Origin of the sequence: Mongoliibacter sp. (assembly GCF_007692705.1) — a bacterium.
In the GTDB taxonomy this organism is placed as follows: Bacteria; Bacteroidota; Bacteroidia; order Cytophagales; family Cyclobacteriaceae; genus Mongoliibacter.
In genome coordinates, this window is record NZ_REBN01000067.1 from 1 (window position 1) to 17,998 (window position 17,998).

9 protein-coding genes are annotated in these 17,998 nt (G+C 41.6%); 7 read left to right on the top strand and 2 right to left on the bottom strand.

Annotated features, from left to right (window positions below; translation table 11 throughout):
* Positions 1–609: 609 nt before the first annotated feature.
* Positions 610–3,033: a prolyl oligopeptidase family serine peptidase gene (locus EA341_RS01315; RefSeq protein WP_293010874.1), complete on the top strand. Its 2,424-nt coding sequence runs from the start codon at positions 610–612 to the stop codon at positions 3,031–3,033.
* Between the two features lie 277 nt (positions 3,034–3,310).
* Here EA341_RS01315 and EA341_RS01320 read toward each other — a convergent pair whose 3' ends face one another.
* Entirely contained in the window at positions 3,311–4,024 is a 714-nt protein-coding gene (locus EA341_RS01320) for a DUF2807 domain-containing protein (protein WP_293010875.1), read from the bottom strand.
* Between the two features lie 261 nt (positions 4,025–4,285).
* Between EA341_RS01320 and EA341_RS01325 the strand changes: the two genes are divergently transcribed.
* A complete protein-coding gene (locus EA341_RS01325) occupies positions 4,286–4,891 on the top strand; it encodes a hypothetical protein (protein WP_293010876.1) in 606 nt (201 codons plus the stop codon).
* 473 nt (positions 4,892–5,364) lie between these two features.
* Here the strand turns inward: EA341_RS01325 and EA341_RS01330 are convergent, their stop codons facing one another.
* Positions 5,365–6,366, bottom strand: a complete 1,002-nt coding sequence (locus EA341_RS01330; protein WP_293010877.1) for an SMP-30/gluconolactonase/LRE family protein — start codon at positions 6,364–6,366, stop codon at positions 5,365–5,367.
* Positions 6,367–6,738: 372 nt separating this feature from the next.
* Between EA341_RS01330 and EA341_RS01335 the strand changes: the two genes are divergently transcribed.
* The 5 genes from EA341_RS01335 to EA341_RS01355 form a co-directional block, all read left to right on the top strand.
* Positions 6,739–11,547 carry a RecQ family ATP-dependent DNA helicase gene (locus EA341_RS01335; RefSeq protein ID WP_293010878.1) on the top strand — a complete coding sequence of 1,603 codons (4,809 nt, stop codon included), beginning with the start codon at positions 6,739–6,741 and terminating at the stop codon, positions 11,545–11,547.
* A 446-nt stretch (positions 11,548–11,993) separates the two neighbouring features.
* Positions 11,994–12,956: an HNH endonuclease gene (locus EA341_RS01340; RefSeq protein ID WP_293010879.1), complete on the top strand. Its 963-nt coding sequence runs from the start codon at positions 11,994–11,996 to the stop codon at positions 12,954–12,956.
* 26 nt (positions 12,957–12,982) lie between these two features.
* Positions 12,983–13,837, top strand: coding sequence for a bifunctional class I SAM-dependent methyltransferase/HIT family protein (locus tag EA341_RS01345; RefSeq protein WP_293010880.1), 855 nt, complete (start codon positions 12,983–12,985; stop codon positions 13,835–13,837).
* 195 nt (positions 13,838–14,032) lie between these two features.
* Complete coding sequence (locus EA341_RS01350; RefSeq protein ID WP_293010881.1) at positions 14,033–15,118, top strand: metallophosphoesterase; 1,086 nt, start codon at positions 14,033–14,035, stop codon at positions 15,116–15,118.
* A gap of 331 nt (positions 15,119–15,449) precedes the next feature.
* Positions 15,450–17,998 (top strand): glycosyl hydrolase (locus tag EA341_RS01355; protein WP_293010882.1); only part of this gene is annotated, 2,549 nt, incomplete at its 3' end.

The following is a 17,998-nucleotide window of genomic DNA, read 5'->3' on the forward strand; positions in this document are numbered from 1 at the left end:
AAGCCAAGGATCGCAAAGAATTTTTAGGAAGGCACTTTAGGTGATTTTTTGATAACTGAGCTGATTATTTCTCTTTGGCTCTCAAGAACGCTAAGGATGACCCCGAATGGGGTCAAACCATGAATTGCCCCGGGTCGCAACCCGGGGATAAAGAATGGTCAAAGTCATTCGGTTTTTGGCCGAAGAAAGATCAAAAGTGAATTTAAATTTCCGCCAAAAACAGGGAAGGGCAAGGAGGAAAATGGTTTCACGCTTAACTCGTCCCGAACATCTGAAGGATCACATTGAAGCACAGAAGATAGAGAGAGTGAAAAGCTTCGCCTTGTCATGCCGAACGTAGTGACACATCTTGAATTTAAGCCGTTCGTGATAATACGAACAGCGGTAACAGAGACACTAACGGCGGCCGCAGGCATCTGTGAAAGTCTATTTGGATCTGTGGTTCTGTAATGAAGCATGGTCTGTGGAAAAAACCACTGATAAAATTTCACCAATATTGAAAAGCCCTTTTTCCTCCTGTCGCAAAAGTTTTTAAACCAAAAAGATAAAAATAGACTTTTAACAGAATAATATCATGTATTTTCAAAGTTGAATAAATGTAAAAACCCAATGAAAAATATCTTTAGAATCAGCTTCTACACAAGCTTTTTTTGTTTCTTGATTATTGGTGAGGCACTTGCTCAAGAGCCATTAAGTTATCAAAAACCACCAAAGGAAATTGAAGAACTTGCCAATGCACCGCTTACACCTTTTGTAAACTTTACCCAAACAGGGGATAAAATGCTACTACTCGAGAGACCAGGCAGTCCTTCTATCGAAGAGTTGGCACAACCGGAACTGAGACTTGCAGGCATAAGAATCAACCCAGCTACAAATGGACCCAGTAGAACCGGCTCCATAGATAATGTAAAGGTGAAAAATGTACGAAATGGACAAGAAACTCAAGTAAAGGGTCTTCCTTCAAACCCCCGTTTGGGCAGTTTTTCGCTCTCCAAGGATGAACGGTATCTAGCACTTACAAACACCAGTAATACGGGCATCAGCCTTTGGGTGGTGGATATGGAAACCTTTGAAGCCAAAAAACTTACAGAAGAAATTGTGAACGGTGTTTATGGAAGTGATATTTCATGGACTTCAGATAACCAAATCATTTTCAAAGGTATTAACCCCAATCGGGGAAATAAACCTGAATCACCTTTGGCACCTGTGGGACCAACTATTCAGGAAACAGCTGGTAATGCTGCTCCTTCCAGGACATATCAGGACCTTTTGGGAAACCCATACGATGAAGCGCTGTTTGCTTATTTTATGGATTCTCAGGTAATGAAAATTGATTTGAATGGCAATTTGCTCTCACTTGGTAATAGTGGACTCATTAAATCCATCAGCATGTCTCCCGATGATCGATATATCATGGTAGACTTGATCCAGAAGCCTTTCTCTTACCTTGTTCCGGCTTCCAGGTTTCCATACCATGTGGAGGTCTGGGATCAGACAGGTAGTAAGGTCAAAACAATCGCTGAAATTCCATTGGACGAAGTAAGACCAACAGGCTTTGATGCAACCGTGACTGGTCCAAGGTCCATCAATTGGAGAGCAGATAAGCCTGCGACGCTATATTGGGTAGAAGCCCAGGACGGTGGAGATCCAAAAGTAGAAATGGAAGAAAGGGAAATCGTGTATATGCAGGATGCTCCTTTTACTTCTGACCCGGTAAAATTAGCAAGTTTAGGATACCGCTACAGAGGGATTTATTGGTCAGATGATAATTTCGCATTGCTCAACGAAGGTTGGTTTGCCAGTAGACAACAAAAAATATCTCGTATCAATCCTTCCAAGCCGGGAGATAAAGGTGATGTCATTATAGAAAGATCTTCCGATGATATTTACAATGATCCGGGAAGTCCTGTTTTTACCAATAATCAATATGGAAGAAATGTACTTTTGAGAAAGGGAGACGAAGTTTATATGACTTCTGAGGGAGGTTCCCCAGATGGCAGTATGCCTTACCTGTCTGCTTTTGATACTAAACAGAAGACTGAAAAAATTCTTTGGAGGTCACAGGCTCCTTTTTATGAAAGGGTAGTTAAAGTATTGAGTCCAGATGCTACCGAGTTTGTAACGCTTAAAGAGAGTACGGATCTACAGCCTAATTACTGGTTAGTCAATATCAAAAGGAGAATTGCACCAATGCAACTGACAGAATTTGCCCATCCTTATGAGTCTATCAAAGGGATTAATAAGCAATTGGTCCAATATAAGCGAAATGATGGACTGAACTTGTCGGCTACAGTTTATACGCCAGAAGGATATGAGCCGGGCAAAGATGCTCCTTTACCTGTACTGATGTGGGCATATCCGAGAGAATATAAGTCTGCGGCAGTAGCAGCACAGGTGAGAGGTTCAAAATACAATTTTACCCGCATCAGTTGGGGATCACCGATCTTTTGGGTTACCCAAGGTTATGCGATCATGGACCAAACAGAGATGCCTATTGTAGGAGAGGGAGATGAAGAACCGAATGATTACTTCGTGGAGCAATTGGTAGCGAATGCAGAAGCTGCAATTGACTTTATTGTAGATGCAGGAATTGGTGATAGAAATAAAATTGCAGTTGGGGGACACTCCTACGGCGCATTTATGACTGCTAACCTTCTCTCCCATTCTGATCTCTTTGCCGCAGGTATCGCTAGAAGCGGTGCATATAACAGGACGCTTACGCCATTTGGGTTTCAATATGAACAAAGAACTTATTGGGAAGCTCCAGATGTGTATAATACGATGTCACCATTTATGAATGCCAATAAGGTGAAAACACCAATACTATTGATTCATGGCGAAGCAGACAACAATTCTGGTACCTTCCCTATTCAATCTGAGCGTTATTACAATGCCTTGAAGGGTCATGGAGCGACTACCCGTTTGGTATTTCTTCCACATGAAAGTCATGGGTATGCGGCCAAGGAATCCACTATGCATACCTTATGGGAACAGCATCAATGGTTGGAAAAATGGGTAAAGGGGAGAGAGTAGAGGAAAGAATGAAAGGGAGAGATTAGAAGCCAGGTGGGATAGAAAAAGAAACAAAAAACAAGAGCCAAGAAGCAAGATCCAAGACATCTTGATTCTTGGCTTTTTTATACTCAAGGTCCTTTTTTTATATTATGAGACTGTTCCCTATTATACCTGACTAGGGAAAATGGAAACTTTGGTGCAGAAAATTATTTCAATTGTATTTCTATTTATATCCACTGTATTTCAAGTGATAAATATCCCTAAACCGTTAAGTGTCGTTTTCATCCTTCCTTCTTTAATTCCTATTCACCTTACCGATGCCCTGTATATTTTCATGTACAACGGTGGGGTTACCAGTATAGCTCACTGTACCTATTCCATTTACTTCCAGAGAAAGTTCATCTTCGCAATGCACAGCAACTTTTCCTATTCCTGAACTGATCAAATCTACTTTTTGGGAAATCAGCTTGGAGGCGTCAATATTTCCGATGCCTTCATTTAAAAGGGAAAATTCCCTTGCCGCTCCTTTTAAAGTAAGGCTACCTACAAAGTTAAGATCAGCTTCTAAATAGTCGGCTTCCAATTCCATGTGCACTTTTCCTACACCTCTACCGATCAACCTGAAGTCCGCTAGATCTAAATTTCCTACAGTGGTGATATTCCCGGCACCTTCAAACTCCATTTCACTGAGGTCTGCCACAGTGAGATTTACTTTTGTTCCCTTTTTATTAAAAGTGCGACTGTCTTTTTCACTGATGTTTAACTCTAAGAGATCTCCCCTTTGTCTGACCGTCAGTAAATCAATCATTTCAGGACTGCCTTCAATGGTCAGAGACTCCATATCTCCCTGCTTTATATGCAGATTAAAAATACCATCAACCTTAAGGCGTGATACGCCCTCAATGTCAAACGATTTGGTTTCTTTTTCAGCATTGTCATTATCCCGAGAATCACAAGAACAAAGGATGAGCAATAGAAAAAGGCTAAGGAAAAGGCTATAATTCTTCATAAGTGTACGGGTTTGGTACGAATTCCTAGAAATTTAATAAAATATATGAATTTTCTGTATTCCCCTCTACTTTAAGCAATCGTCTTCATCAATCAAACTGAGCCTTTTTACAAAAAATGGATTATTCTTTATGTAAGATATTACGAGCGCTTAAAGGAAAGCTGCAGACTTTCTGCTATTTAGGAACTACTTGCTTATTTTTGAATAATTAAACAATAGTTTATAGACAACTTTTCTTCTAAAAACATAGTAATTATTAATATGAAAGACTTGTTGTCTATACCCGCCCTAATACTGTTGGCATCTTGTGCAACAGTTAATATCAATTCGCATCAACTGACCAATACCCCCGTAAAATATGAAAGTCTATTGGTTATGATGACTCATGCAGAGGACCTTTTTTATGAATGGGATGAAGAGAATTACCAACATGTTTTTTTTGGAAAATTTAATGACCTTGATAATGACGCCCAAAGAAAAAGTATGGGAAATAGCTTAAGACGGCAATTCCATCCTAATAGATTACTTTTTGTCAATGATTACTTTCCTGTCCATAAGCTTATTTCATATGAAGACTTTGGCAGCACTCTTCAAGAGCTAGATTTTGATGCAATCCTTTTGGTTCATACCCGTGCACAGTGGTTGCAGGAGGATATATCCGATGGAGACTTGATCTTAAGGCCTAATACTGATAAGCATGTTTTCCTGATTGATGGGCAATCCCGGGAAACAGTTTGGATGGGAAAAGTGAGGGGGTATGGCTCGCCGATGAATGACTTCTCAGATATATACAATAGGTTTTCTAAAAACTTGGCTCAGAACCTACATCAGCAAGGTTTTATCGGGAAGGCTATGCCAATGTTCTGATTTTTTGTTTGTTCGCCAGGAAGGCACAAAGGGAAAGTATTCTTAGTGTCTTGGTGCTTTTGTTGCAAAATTATTCTGTAGACCCGAAATGGTTTTGCATATATCAGTAAAATCAGTAGGTTTCATTTTGTCAATTCCTGAATTTACTTGACATTTTTTAATAGCGTCAAATTTATTTGTGTACGTGACTAATATATCGCCGAAGGCTTATATCGATCTTATATCGCGAAGCATATATCTCTTGATGTCCTTCCTCCCACATTCTGTTTCTCTGTCACGTCCTGATTTTACTTGACACTTGTTTCGATAGTGTTATGTTTATTTGAAACGTAACCAATATATCGCCGAAGGCTTATATCTACTTTATATCGCGAAGCATATATCTTATCATTTGATACTCGTCTCTCGCTTCTGCCTCCTCATTCCTCATTCCTCCTTTCAAGTTTCTCTTCTTGTTTCTATTCTCTCTCCTCTTATTTCAGCCCCAGCTTCAATACATAACTATCCGCAGTCATAAACAACGTTTTTTCATCCGTCGAAAAAGCACAATTGGATGTTGCCTCTCCTGTGCGAATCCTGGCCAAAACGTCACCTTCAGGACTGAAAACCCAAACTCCCCCCGGGCCTGTTGCAAATAAAATTCCTGAAGTATGTACCTTAAGTCCATCGGGGAGGCCCTTATATCCTTCTTGTCCGACTTTATCTGTAGCATCGTAAAACAAATTTCTGTCGGTCAATTCTCCCTTTGTATCCACATTATAGGCATACCATACTGCCAAATCAGGGTCAGAATTGGCAACATAAAGCATGCTTTGGTCTGGGCTGAAGGCCAATCCATTTGGTCGGGTAAGCCTATCTAGGAGTTGCAGGTTGCCGTCATTTCTCAGCACATACAAACCTTGGAAATCCAATTCCTTGGCAGGGTCATCCACATTTTTCTCCAAGCCATAAGGAGGGTCAGTAAAGTATAACCTGCCCATGGCATCATAGACGGCATCATTAGGACTGTTGAGTCTTTTGTCCTCATAGCGATCAGCCAAAGTGACAAATTCAGATTTTGGATCATCCATTGGGCTGTCCATATATGCCATCCTCCGATCTCCGTGTTGGCAGAGTACCAGGCGTCCTTCAGGAGAAATTAACAGGCCATTGGCGCCTACCTCTCCGCCTCTTTCTTCCTCACCTGTATAGCCAGCAGGTTGGAGGTATAGGCTTTTTTTACCATCCATGCTTACCTGGAAAATGGCATTTTGTGGAATATCTGTGTAGAGCAAAGATTGCTCAGCTTCCCACCAAAGCGGGCCCTCTGTCCAATCATGTCCCTCTGCAAGGATGATTATTTCTGCTTCAGGGTCCAAAATTTCCAAAGCCCTTTCATCCAGAATTTCTATAAAAGCATTTTCTTTTACGGGGGTGGAGGTGCAGGAGAGAATGAATAAAAGGAATATTAGGAGGCAAGTTGAATATTTGGCCATAGGATTAGGGATATTGAAATAGTGTCAACTAAATTAAAGATTAATGAATCAATAATATAATACCATGTTTTTATTTCCCTTAAGATATTTTTGGATATTTGATATTCATAGATATTTAGATCCTTCGTGGGACCAAAGTCAAATATCGGGCTAGTATATAACAGTATTCAATTTTCACTTTATCTTTAAAATCGGCAATTGCTTTAGGAATAAAAATATTATTGCTTTTTCTTTTTATTTCGGCACATTGCCCAAACCCGAACAGGCGGACAAGTTATCTACTGATGTCAAACCTACCTGAGGTAGGCAAGTATTAATATCTATTACCCTTAAAAGCAGACTGAAATTAATTACCGGTGCAAAAAATAATTAATGAAAAGCTCCATCACTTTCATAGATATTGAAGTAGAACCCAACAGTGGAAAAATATTGGACTTTGGGGCTGTCAATTCCAACGGAAATACTTTTCATTCCCAAAAACTGCATGAATTTTTGGAATTTACACAGGGCTCAGCTGTTGTCTGCGGGCACAATATTTTTGGACATGACCTGATTTACTTTGAAAGAAGCGGCATCAGATTTCCCAACTTCATCGACACCCTCTACCTTTCCCCCTTACTTTTTCCCGAACGCCCCTACCACCACCTTGTAAAAGACGACAAACTTCAAACAGACAGCCTCAACAATCCCCTGAATGATGCCCAAAAAGCCAAAGACCTTTTCTTTGATGAAGTCAGTGCATTCCTCTCCTTGGATTCCGGTATGCAGGAAATTTTTTATTCCCTTCTCCATAAGACAAAAGAGTTCAAAGGTTTCTTTGATTTTGTAGATTACCATCAAACTGTGGATAACCCGACACAAATTATCCGGGAAAAATTTGAAGGTTTGCTTTGCACCAATGCAGAACTTGAAAGCATGGAGGAAAAGCATCCCCTCCCTTTGGCTTATGCCCTATCATTGATACATAGTGGAGACCGGTTCAGCATAACCCCTCCTTGGGTCCTGCAGCAGTTTCCCGAGACAGACCGGCTGATGACCCTGCTGCGGGGGAGACCCTGTTTGCCGGGATGTACCTTTTGCAATGAAAAACATGACATCCATGTAGGTTTGGAACAGATTTTTGGATATGACCGATTCCGGTCCTATGGTGGTGAACCCTTACAGGAAAAAGCAGTGCAGGCGGCTGTGGATGGAAAGTCTCTTTTGGCCATTTTTCCCACAGGAGGAGGAAAGTCCATTACTTTCCAATTGCCGGCCCTGATGGCGGGAAGAAATGAAATGGCCCTTACCGTGGTCATCTCTCCTCTTCAGTCCCTGATGAAAGATCAAGTGGACAACCTGGAAACTTTGGGCATTACTGATGCGGTCACCATCAACGGATTGTTGGATCCCATCGAAAGGGCGAAGTCCTTTGAAAGAGTGGAAGACGGTTCTGCCTCCCTGCTTTATATTTCCCCGGAATCCCTGCGTTCCAAATCCATTGAAAGGCTACTTCTGGGCCGGAAAATCAACCGCTTCGTGATTGATGAGGCACATTGCTTTTCCTCCTGGGGTCAGGATTTCAGGATTGATTACCTTTATATCGCTGATTTTATCAGGGCACTGGAAACAAAGAAAAGATTACAGGAACGCATTCCTGTTTCCTGTTTTACAGCCACAGCCAAACAAAAGGTCATAGAAGATATCCGGACCTATTTCAAGGATAAACTTTCACTTCAGCTGGAAATTTTCCGTTCCACCGTTTCCCGGACCAACCTGAAATTTGAGGTGGTCGAAAGAAATAAGGAGGAAGATAAATATGCTTCCCTCCGTGATTTGCTGGAAGCCAAACAATGTCCGAGCATCATCTATGTTTCCCGAACCCGTAGGGCTTTTCTTTTGGCCGAAAGACTCAATATTGATGGTTTTCAGGCTAGGGCTTATCACGGCAAAATGGACAAATCCGAAAAGACCGAAAACCAAAATGCCTTTATTGCCGGAGAGATTGACATCATGGTGGCGACTTCTGCCTTTGGGATGGGTGTGGATAAAAAGGATGTGGGACTTGTGGTCCACTACGAGATTTCCGATTCTCTGGAAAATTATGTACAGGAAGCAGGACGGGCAGGAAGAGATGAAAATATCGAAGCAGATTGCTATGTCTTGTTTGACGAAGAGGATCTCAGCAAGCATTTTATCTTGCTAAACCAAACCAAACTGGGCATCAAAGAAATCCAACAGGTTTGGAAAGCCATCAAGGAATTGACGAGATACCGAAGGCAGGTTTCCAATTCCGCTCTGGAAATTGCCCGAAAAGCAGGTTGGGATGATTCCATAATGGATTTGGAAACGAGGGTAACCACAGCCATTGCCGCTTTGGAGGATGCAGGCTATCTCAAAAGAGGACAGAATATGCCCAGGATTTTTGCAAGTAGTATACAGACAAAAACTGCCCAAGAAGCCATATCCAAAATTGAATTGTCCACAATATTTTCTGACAAGCATAAGGAAAAAGCAGTGAGGATTATCAAGAAGCTATTTTCTTCCAAAGGCAGAAAAAAAGCACAGGATGAAGAAGCAGAGGCTAGGGTAGATTATATCGCCGACCATTTGGGCATGGTCAAAGAAGATGTAATTGAAATCATTCAATTGCTCAGGGAGGAAAAAATTCTGGCCGATGCCAAGGACCTGAAAGCCTTTGTGCGGAAATCGGAAAATTTCAACCGCTCCTTGGATATCGTGGATGCATTTGGTTTGCTGGAGAACTTCCTGCTTCCACAGCTTTCTCAAAAGCCGGAAGTGTATAACCTCAAGGCATTGAATGAAGCTGCTGAGTTCGAAGGTTTGCAGGGAGTCAGCCCGGTGCGCATCCGTTCGGTCATCAATTATTGGAGTATCAAAAACTGGGTGACCAAAAGGTTTTCCAAAACCTCCAAAAACCATGTGGAATTGAAGCTTAACCTTCCCATGGTTGATCTTAAGGAGAAGTTCAGACAAAGACATGAACTCTCTAAATTTATCATCCAATACCTTTTTGAACATGTGGATTCCCCTGACAAAGACCTGCCACTTTTTTCCGGGGAGTTGTCAGTGGACTTTTCTGTTCATGAACTCAAAGAAGGCTTTGAATCTTCCTCTAACCTTTTTGTAAAAACCTGTACTACCGCAGAAGTGGAAGATGCACTGTTTTATCTTTCCCGTATAGAATCCATCAAAATTGAAGGGGGATTTCTGGTCTTGTATAATCGGTTGACAGTAGAAAGGACAACCGAAGATACCCGGTCCCGCTACAAACAGGAGGATTATCAAAAGTTGGAGAAGTTTTATGAAAACAAGGTGCAACAGATCCATATCGTCGGAGAATATGCCAAAAAGATGATTGCAGATTATCAGGATGCCTTGCAGTTTGTGGAGGATTATTTTCAGATGAATTATGCTGCTTTTCTCAACAAATATTTTAAGGGTCATAGACAAAAGGAAATCAGTCAAAATATTACCCCTGCCAAATTCAAGAAGCTTTTTGGAGAACTTTCCCCTGCCCAGTTGAAAATCATCAATGATCGGGAATCCAAATATATTGTGGTGGCAGCAGGTCCGGGCAGTGGCAAGACGCGGATTTTGGTTCACAAACTTGCCGCTCTGTTGCTGATGGAAGATGTCAAGCAGGAACAGTTGCTGATGTTGACCTTTTCCCGGGCAGCGGCCACGGAATTCAAAAAACGCTTGATGGAACTCATTGGGAACGCCGCCCTCTATGTGGATATCAAAACCTTTCATTCCTACTGTTTTGACCTGTTGGGCAAAATGGGGACTTTGGAAAAAGCCGGGGATATCATTCAACAGGCAACTGCCCTTATCCGGGAAAACAAAGCAGAGGTGAAGGAAATCACCAAGACTGTATTGGTCATCGATGAGGCCCAGGATATGAGTGTGGAAGAATATGCTTTGGTGGAAGCCCTGATGGATCAAAACGAAGAGATGCGGGTCATTGCAGTGGGTGACGATGATCAGAACATTTATGAGTTCCGCGGTTCCAGTTCCCAATACCTAGAACAGTTTATCACAGAGAAAAAAGCCGTAAAATATGAATTGGTGGAAAATTACAGAAGCAAAGGTAATCTCGTGGATTTCACCAACCAATGGGTGGAGACCATTGCACACCGGCTGAAGTATACACCCATCATGGCAAAGGATCAAAGTCCTGGAATACTAAACTTGATCAAACATGCCGGGGATTTTATAATACAGCCATTTGTGGAAGAGATCTTATCCACAGACCTGAAAGGCACTGTCGGTGTGCTGACCAAGACAAATGAAGAAGCCCTGAAAGTGGTCAGTCTGTTGCTTAAAAATAAGCTGCCCGCCTCTTTGGTCCAAAGCAATGACCTTTTCAACCTTTGGCAACTTTATGAAGTCAGGACATTTGTTAATGCGCTTCGGCTACAGCCCGGAGAATATACCATTCTGGAAGAAAAATGGAAACAGGCCAAAGAAGCGTTGAAAAAGCATTTTGGAGGCAGCACTACCTATGAATGGGTCAGTAATATGTTGGAGGATTTTGAAAAAATCTATCCCAAAGTGAGGTTTAAGAGCGATCTGGAAACTTTTGTCTCCGAGTCCCGCATAGAGGATTTTTACAGGCAGTCTTCCGAAAGTGTGATGGTTTCCACCATACACAAGGCCAAGGGACGGGAATTTGATCAGGTTTTCATGCTGCTCCAACAGAAGGAGGTCAGAGAAGAAAAGGAAAGACGCCTGTTCTATGTAGGGATGACAAGGGGCAAAAGCCTGCTTTCCATTCATTACAACGGGCAATTACTGAATGGGCTGAAAGTTCCCACCCTGAACTTCAGAGAAGAAACCGAGATATTTGAAGATACAGAGACCTTAATCCTTCACCTTTTGCATAGGGACGTATGGCTGGGTTATTTTCACAGTAGGCAAAAGACACTTTTCCGCCTTAGGCCGGGAGAAGTCCTAAAGTACCGGGACCATGAATGTTTCAATGAGGAGTGGCAATCGGTTTTGCGCTTTTCCAATGCTTTCAAAATAACGTTGGAAGACTTTGCCCAAAAAGGTTACCAAGTTCAGAGCGTCAAAGTCAATTGGATGCTGTATTGGCGTGACCCGGATGAGGATAAGGAGATTTTGGTGCTGTTGCCGGAGGTGGTGATGGGGAGGAAGGCGGATGTGAAGAGGTGAGGGTTTATTCGATGTATAATCTGCGCTATCAGCGTTCTATCGTATGGCACGGAATAGCACGCAGATAACGCTGATTTATATGATTCAATATGATTATTTTATCTGTGGTCATCTGCCCTATCTGCGTCATCAGCGTTCTATAAATTGGCTCGCAGATAATCATAATGATCAATATATAAATCTTCCTTTCTCACTCAAACAACTCCAACATACTCTCCTTATCCATTGCGCCAAGAAAGCTGTCACCCTCCGCGATGACTTCTTTGGGGAGTTTGCTTAATACCGATAGCTAATTATAAATTACAGGAGAGCAATAAGGGGGAATGATTGGATTCGAGTTGGATAATACATTTTCTATCAAGCGTGTATAAAAAATAATCGATTAATTCTTTTTACAGCCCAAGATGCTCTGTTGTGAATTCATAGAAATAGTTATTTTTAAGGATATGAATAATGAAACTATACACTTTTTCCTAAAGGGGCTGACAACTGTTAAAAGAGCGTCTACAAAGTACGGACCTGCACCCCATAAACCAGTATTGCTTCTGACTTTCCTGGAGATGGTTGATGAAGGAATAATTACCGAGAATACGGTTACATTATCTGCTGATCTTGTAGGGCTATTTCAGGAGAATTGGAGGATATTGGTGGATACGCCACATCAAGCTGATTTTACCCAACCATTTTTCTATTTGCAAAATGACAATATCAAGGGAACACATTTTTGGTTTTTGATTCCCAAACCTGCTAAAAGTATTCATGGTCATATCAAAAGCATCAACACCCTCATTGAACATTTGGAGTATGGAAATTTTGATGAGCAATTATTCAAATTAATGCAGGAAAAGGGCTGTAATCAGCTTTTCAGGAGGGCGATATTGGAAAAATATTTCCCTCAGATGATTGACTCTTATATGATGAAGAAGAAATTTGGGAACGATTATTTGAAGGATTGGGAAAACTTCATTTTAAAAAAGTCTTCAGATCCTACCAAAACAATCCGGATAAGTAAAGAAGAAGAGGTATTTGTCCGTCAAGCATTTTTCAAGAAATATATACCCCAGATTTATAAGGATACCTGTTGTATTTCCGGGATGAGGATTATTCCCGTTCATGGCTACTCGATGATTGATGCCTGTCATATAGTCCCATTTAGTGTGGGGCAAAATGATCATGTTTCCAATGGAATAGCACTTTGCCCAAATCTCCACAGGGCATTTGACAGAGGGTTAATTTCAATCGGAGAGGATTATAAAGTTTTGGTTTCAAGCCTTATTTCGGAAAATTCCCAACACCCCTATAGTTTGGAAGTGCTTAAGGATAAAAAGGTGCTTTTACCCGAAAATCTAATGTATTTCCCCGATCGTGAAAACCTGAAATGGCACAGATTAAATATTTTCAAAGGTTAAACTTATAAGGCGTTACCTTAAAGAATATGAAAAATGATTTTTCCCACCTCACCGCCAAAGAAAGAGATGCCATCTCCTTTCCTGCAAGATTTGTTTGGAGGCAAGGCTTGCTTAAAGGTGAAATCTTGGATTTTGGATGTGGTTTTGGGAAAGATGTGGAGGTGTTGAAAGAAAAAGGATTGGACATCTACGGTTATGATAAGTTTCATTTTCCAACTTATCCACAAAAGAAATTCGATACCATCATCTGCTTTTATGTACTCAATGTCCTGATGCCAGAGGAACAGGCTAGGGTATTAATGGAAGTTTCAAGTTTGTTGAAGCCATCGGGTAAGGCCTATTTTGCTGTCAGGAGGGATATTGTATACGAAGGTTTCCGAATCCATAAAATCCATCAAAAGCCGACTTATCAATGCAAAGTTATTTTGCCTTATAGATCCATTCTAAAAAATGACAGTTGCGAGATTTATGAATATGTACCTTTCAATCAGAAGCCTAAACCTGAAAAGATTGATTGTCCTTTTTGTTTTCCTGAAGTTGATTTGGAATTAATAACCGAATCCGCAACTGCCTACGCCATTTCCGACAAATACCCTGTCTCCCTTGGCCACACCCTCATCATCCCCAAGCGTCATGTGGAAAACTATTTTGATCTCACTTTTCGCGAGCAGTCTGCCTGTATTTTTATGCTCAATTATGTCAAAGAATTGCTGCAGGAAAGATTCCATCCAGGTGGATTTAATATAGGTATCAATATCCAGGAAGCCGCAGGGCCGACCGTGTCCCATGCCCATATCCACCTGATTCCACGCTATCATGGGGATGTGGATAAGCCCGAGGGAGGAGTCCGGGGAGTGATTCATGGGAAGAAAATGTATTGATGTTTTTGCTTCATTAGCTATTTCTATTGAGTATTTGAAAAAAACATATTAATTAAATTCTTTTTATAAAGGCAAAATTGCTTGGTTTTTCTGTTTCCCGATCGTAATAATGACCTGATGAATAGCACTTTATTTGATTTTAAATAATTTGGTTATCTCCGATATTGAAGGAAATTTTTTATATTCAAAAATCCTATGCAACAGTACTTCAAAATTTTACTTTTCATTTTTTTATTCAAGGTAATTTCAACGACTGTCATTGCCCAGAAAACTGATTCTCTGATTTCGGAGGGACCATATATTTTTTGGCAGGACGGCGCCTTTCATGCCAAGTGGGTAGAAGAGGGGAAACTGAAAATGGAAAACAATATCAGCCTTGATTTTCCAGCCAAGGAAATGGGCCTAGGTGTAGATACAGAACAGTTCAAAAGCACTATTACCAGCAATCCTGGCACCGCTCAAAAATATAGAAAAGTGTCAAATGTGGCTGTGATTTCAGATATACATGGGCAATATGACCTGATGGTGGAGCTCTTGAAAAATCATGGTGTTATCAATGATAACTTAGACTGGGTTTTTGGTAAGGGACATCTTGTCATCAACGGAGACATCATGGATCGGGGAGATAAAGTGACTGAGATATTGTGGCTGGCCTATAAACTGGAACATCAGGCCAAGAAAGCTGGAGGGAGGTTACATTTTTTAGTTGGTAACCATGAACTGATGGTGATTAGGGGTGACATAAGATACCTGCACGAAAAGTATGTAATGGCAGCAGAGATCATAGGAATAACAATTGAAGAACTCTATGGATTCAATTCGGTCTTAGGAAATTGGGTTCGTAAGCGACCTGCCATTGTTAGTATCAATGACTTGCTTTTTGTTCATGCAGGTATATCCCCCGAGTTTATAGAAAGAAAAATGACCGCAAAAAAAGTCAATAGAATTTTTCAGGAAAACATTTTAGGTCCTTTTCCTCCAAAAGCAAATAAGGAAGACGACTATTTGTTTTTGATGGGTTCAAATGGTCCGGTTTGGTACCGGGGATATTTCACTGATGGGGAAATCAGTGAAGTAGGTATTGATGAAATTCTGGCTTACTTCAGATCAAAGCATATCATAGTAGGGCATACACCTTTTCAAACTGTCAGTAGTCATTTTGGGAAAAAAGTGATTGGCGTAGATTCCAGTATCCAAAATGGAGAAGATGGGGAAATGCTGATTGTAGAAAATGGCAAACTTTATCGGGGACTCAAGAACGGGGAAAAAATAACTTTTTGAGTGGTTCGAACAAGAACGAAATATAATCTTCTCCCGATTTACAAATTGTAATTTACAATTTGTAAATCAACCAATCAGTATGAACCCAATAAGTACTTTTTTCTGCAATAGTTATTACGGGGTTTGTGATGTGCTTTTCAAAAGATGGATGGACCGGCAGATTTAAATAATTCCGTTTAGCACAGTAGGCAGATGAAGGAACTCCAACACAGCCAATTTTTTAAACACCAAACATGCCACAAAACCGCTTACCACAAAGTAGGAGATTTTTTGATCCAATTGATCTAGATTAAAAGTACTGTAGTATAAGTCTTACCAAAACCAACAATCTATGAGATATCCTAATAAACACTTTTCATGGCTCATGACCTTACTATTTTGTGGGTTGAGCACTGTATTGTTCGCTCAGAGAAGAGGGAGCACTACCCCCTCTTCTGTGAATGAATTGCTTTCAGAGACAACTTTTCGCGGGCTACAGCTTCGAAGTATTGGGCCGGCGTTCATGTCAGGAAGGATTGCAGATGTCGCTATCGACCCCACCAATGAAAGCACTTGGTATGTAGCTGTCGGTTCTGGCGGAGTTTGGAAAACCACCAATGCAGGAGTGACTTTTACTCCTATTTTTGATAACGAAGGCTCGTACTCTATTGGGTGCGTCACCATTGACCCATCTGATCCAATGATCATTTGGGTGGGTACCGGAGAAGAAGGTGGTGGACGTCACTTTGGATTTGGTGATGGTATTTATCGGTCAGAAGATGGTGGAACGACATGGGAAAAGCGTGGTTTGCCTAACTCTGAGCATATCGGGAAAATCATCATCCACCCCGACAATAGCGACGTGATATTTGTGGCTGCTCAAGGGCCCTTGTGGAGTGCAGGTGGTGAAAGAGGCTTTTACAAAAGTACAGATGGTGGTAAAAGTTGGAAAAAGACTCTGGGTGACGAGGAGTTCACTGGTGTAGGTGATATTGCCATAGATCCAAGAAATCCGGACAGGATCTATGCCACTACCTGGCAAAGACAAAGGACTGTTGCGGCTATGATGGATGGAGGAATCAAAAACGGTATTTTTAGAAGTGAAGATGGAGGAGAAACTTGGACGCAGTTGTCTAATGGCCTTCCCTCAGGTAAAATGGGAAAAATAGGGCTGACAATCTCACCACAGCAACCGGATGTGGTCTACGCTGCTATAGAACTTGACCGGCGAACAGGTGGGACTTGGCGATCTGCTGATCGGGGAATGAATTGGGTGCAAACATCGGATGTGGTGGCCAGTGCCACAGGTCCACATTATTATATGGAGCTGTTTGCTTCTCCTCATCAATTCGACCTGATTTATATGATGGATGCCAGCATGAAATATTCTTCCGATGGAGGAAAAAATTGGCACATTGTCAACCGGGAACATATCCACGGGGATTTCCACGGCATGGCATTCAAAAAAAGCGATCCTAACTATGTGATGGTGGCGACAGATGGCGGACTTTATGAAAGTTTTGATCTCACTAAAAATTGGCGATTTATGCCCAACTTGCCTGTTACTCAGTACTACAAAGTTTCTCTTGATGATGCTGAGCCATTTTACAACATCTATGCAGGAACACAAGATAATGGAACACACGGCGGACCTTCGCGTACGGACAATGTGCAGGGAATCCAGAACTATGACTGGAAACTTGTACTCAACTGGGATGGTCACGCCACCGCCACAGAGCCGGGCAACCCGGATATCGTTTATGCCGAACGTCAACAGGGTACGCTCAGCAGACTGGACATGTCTACCGGTGAAGTAGTCGATATACAGCCTCAGGCAGGTGAGAATGATCCGCATGAGCGGTACAACTGGGATGCTCCCATTCATGTGAGCCCTCATTCCCCTAGCCGATTATATTTTGCATCATACCGTGTTTGGAAATCCGACAACCGTGGCGATAGTTGGGAAGCGATTAGTGGTGATCTTAGCCGGGGCGAAGATCGCATGAGTTTACCGATTATGGGAGCTTCCCAAAGTTGGGATTCTCCATGGGATGTTTTTGCCATGTCAAATTACGGTACGATTACAAGTTTATCCGAGTCGCCTTTGGTTGAAGGACTTATTTACGCAGGCACAGACGATGGACTATTACAAGTCACTGAGGATGATGGTAAAAGCTGGCGTGCGGTAGAAGTGAGTAGTATGGGTGTTCCTGAAAGAGCTTTTATCAATGACATCAAAGCAGACTTACATGATCCAAATACAGTGTATGTTTCTTTGGACAATCATAAATACGGTGATTATCGGCCATTTGTAGTAAAAAGTACTGACCGTGGACGTACTTGGCAAATGATCAAAGGAAATTTACCGGACAAGCTGATGGTTTGGCGATTGGTGCAGGATCATGAAAAACCTGAACTACTCTTTATCGCTACTGAATTTGGGTTGTATTTTACCATCAATGGTGGTGGGCAGTGGACCAAACTGGAAGGAGGCGTTCCTACGATCTCTTTCCGCGATTTAGCGATTCAAAAGCGGGAGAATGATCTGGTAGGAGCATCTTTTGGTAGGGGTTTCTTCATATTTGATGATTATAGTGTCCTTAGGGAAGTCAGCACTGCTTCACTTCAAAAAGAGGGTTCACTTTACTCTACCCGTAAAGCATGGTGGTATATCCCCCGTTCACATTTGAATTTCGACAACCAAAAAGGTTCGCAAGGAGCTTCTTATTATGTTGCTCCGAACCCGGATTTTGGTGCTGTTTTTACCTACCACCTCAAAGATGGTTTGAAAACCAAAGCGGAAATGAGACGAGAGGTAGAAAAGCCACTGACAGAAGCCGGAAGTGACGTACCGATGCCAAGTTGGGAGGAAAGAGCAGCTGAAGAGATTCAGAAAAAGCC

Coding starts and splice junctions, on each gene's coding strand:
- EA341_RS01315 (WP_293010874.1), top strand. CDS start 610: ATGAAAAATATCTTTAGAATCAGCTTCTACACAAGCTTTTTTTGTTTC.
- EA341_RS01350 (WP_293010881.1), top strand. CDS start 14,033: ATGCAACAGTACTTCAAAATTTTACTTTTCATTTTTTTATTCAAGGTA.
- EA341_RS01335 (WP_293010878.1), top strand. CDS start 6,739: ATGAAAAGCTCCATCACTTTCATAGATATTGAAGTAGAACCCAACAGT.
- EA341_RS01330 (WP_293010877.1), bottom strand. CDS start 6,366: ATGGCCAAATATTCAACTTGCCTCCTAATATTCCTTTTATTCATTCTC.
- EA341_RS01320 (WP_293010875.1), bottom strand. CDS start 4,024: ATGAAGAATTATAGCCTTTTCCTTAGCCTTTTTCTATTGCTCATCCTT.
- EA341_RS01325 (WP_293010876.1), top strand. CDS start 4,286: ATGAAAGACTTGTTGTCTATACCCGCCCTAATACTGTTGGCATCTTGT.
- EA341_RS01340 (WP_293010879.1), top strand. CDS start 11,994: ATGAATAATGAAACTATACACTTTTTCCTAAAGGGGCTGACAACTGTT.
- EA341_RS01345 (WP_293010880.1), top strand. CDS start 12,983: ATGAAAAATGATTTTTCCCACCTCACCGCCAAAGAAAGAGATGCCATC.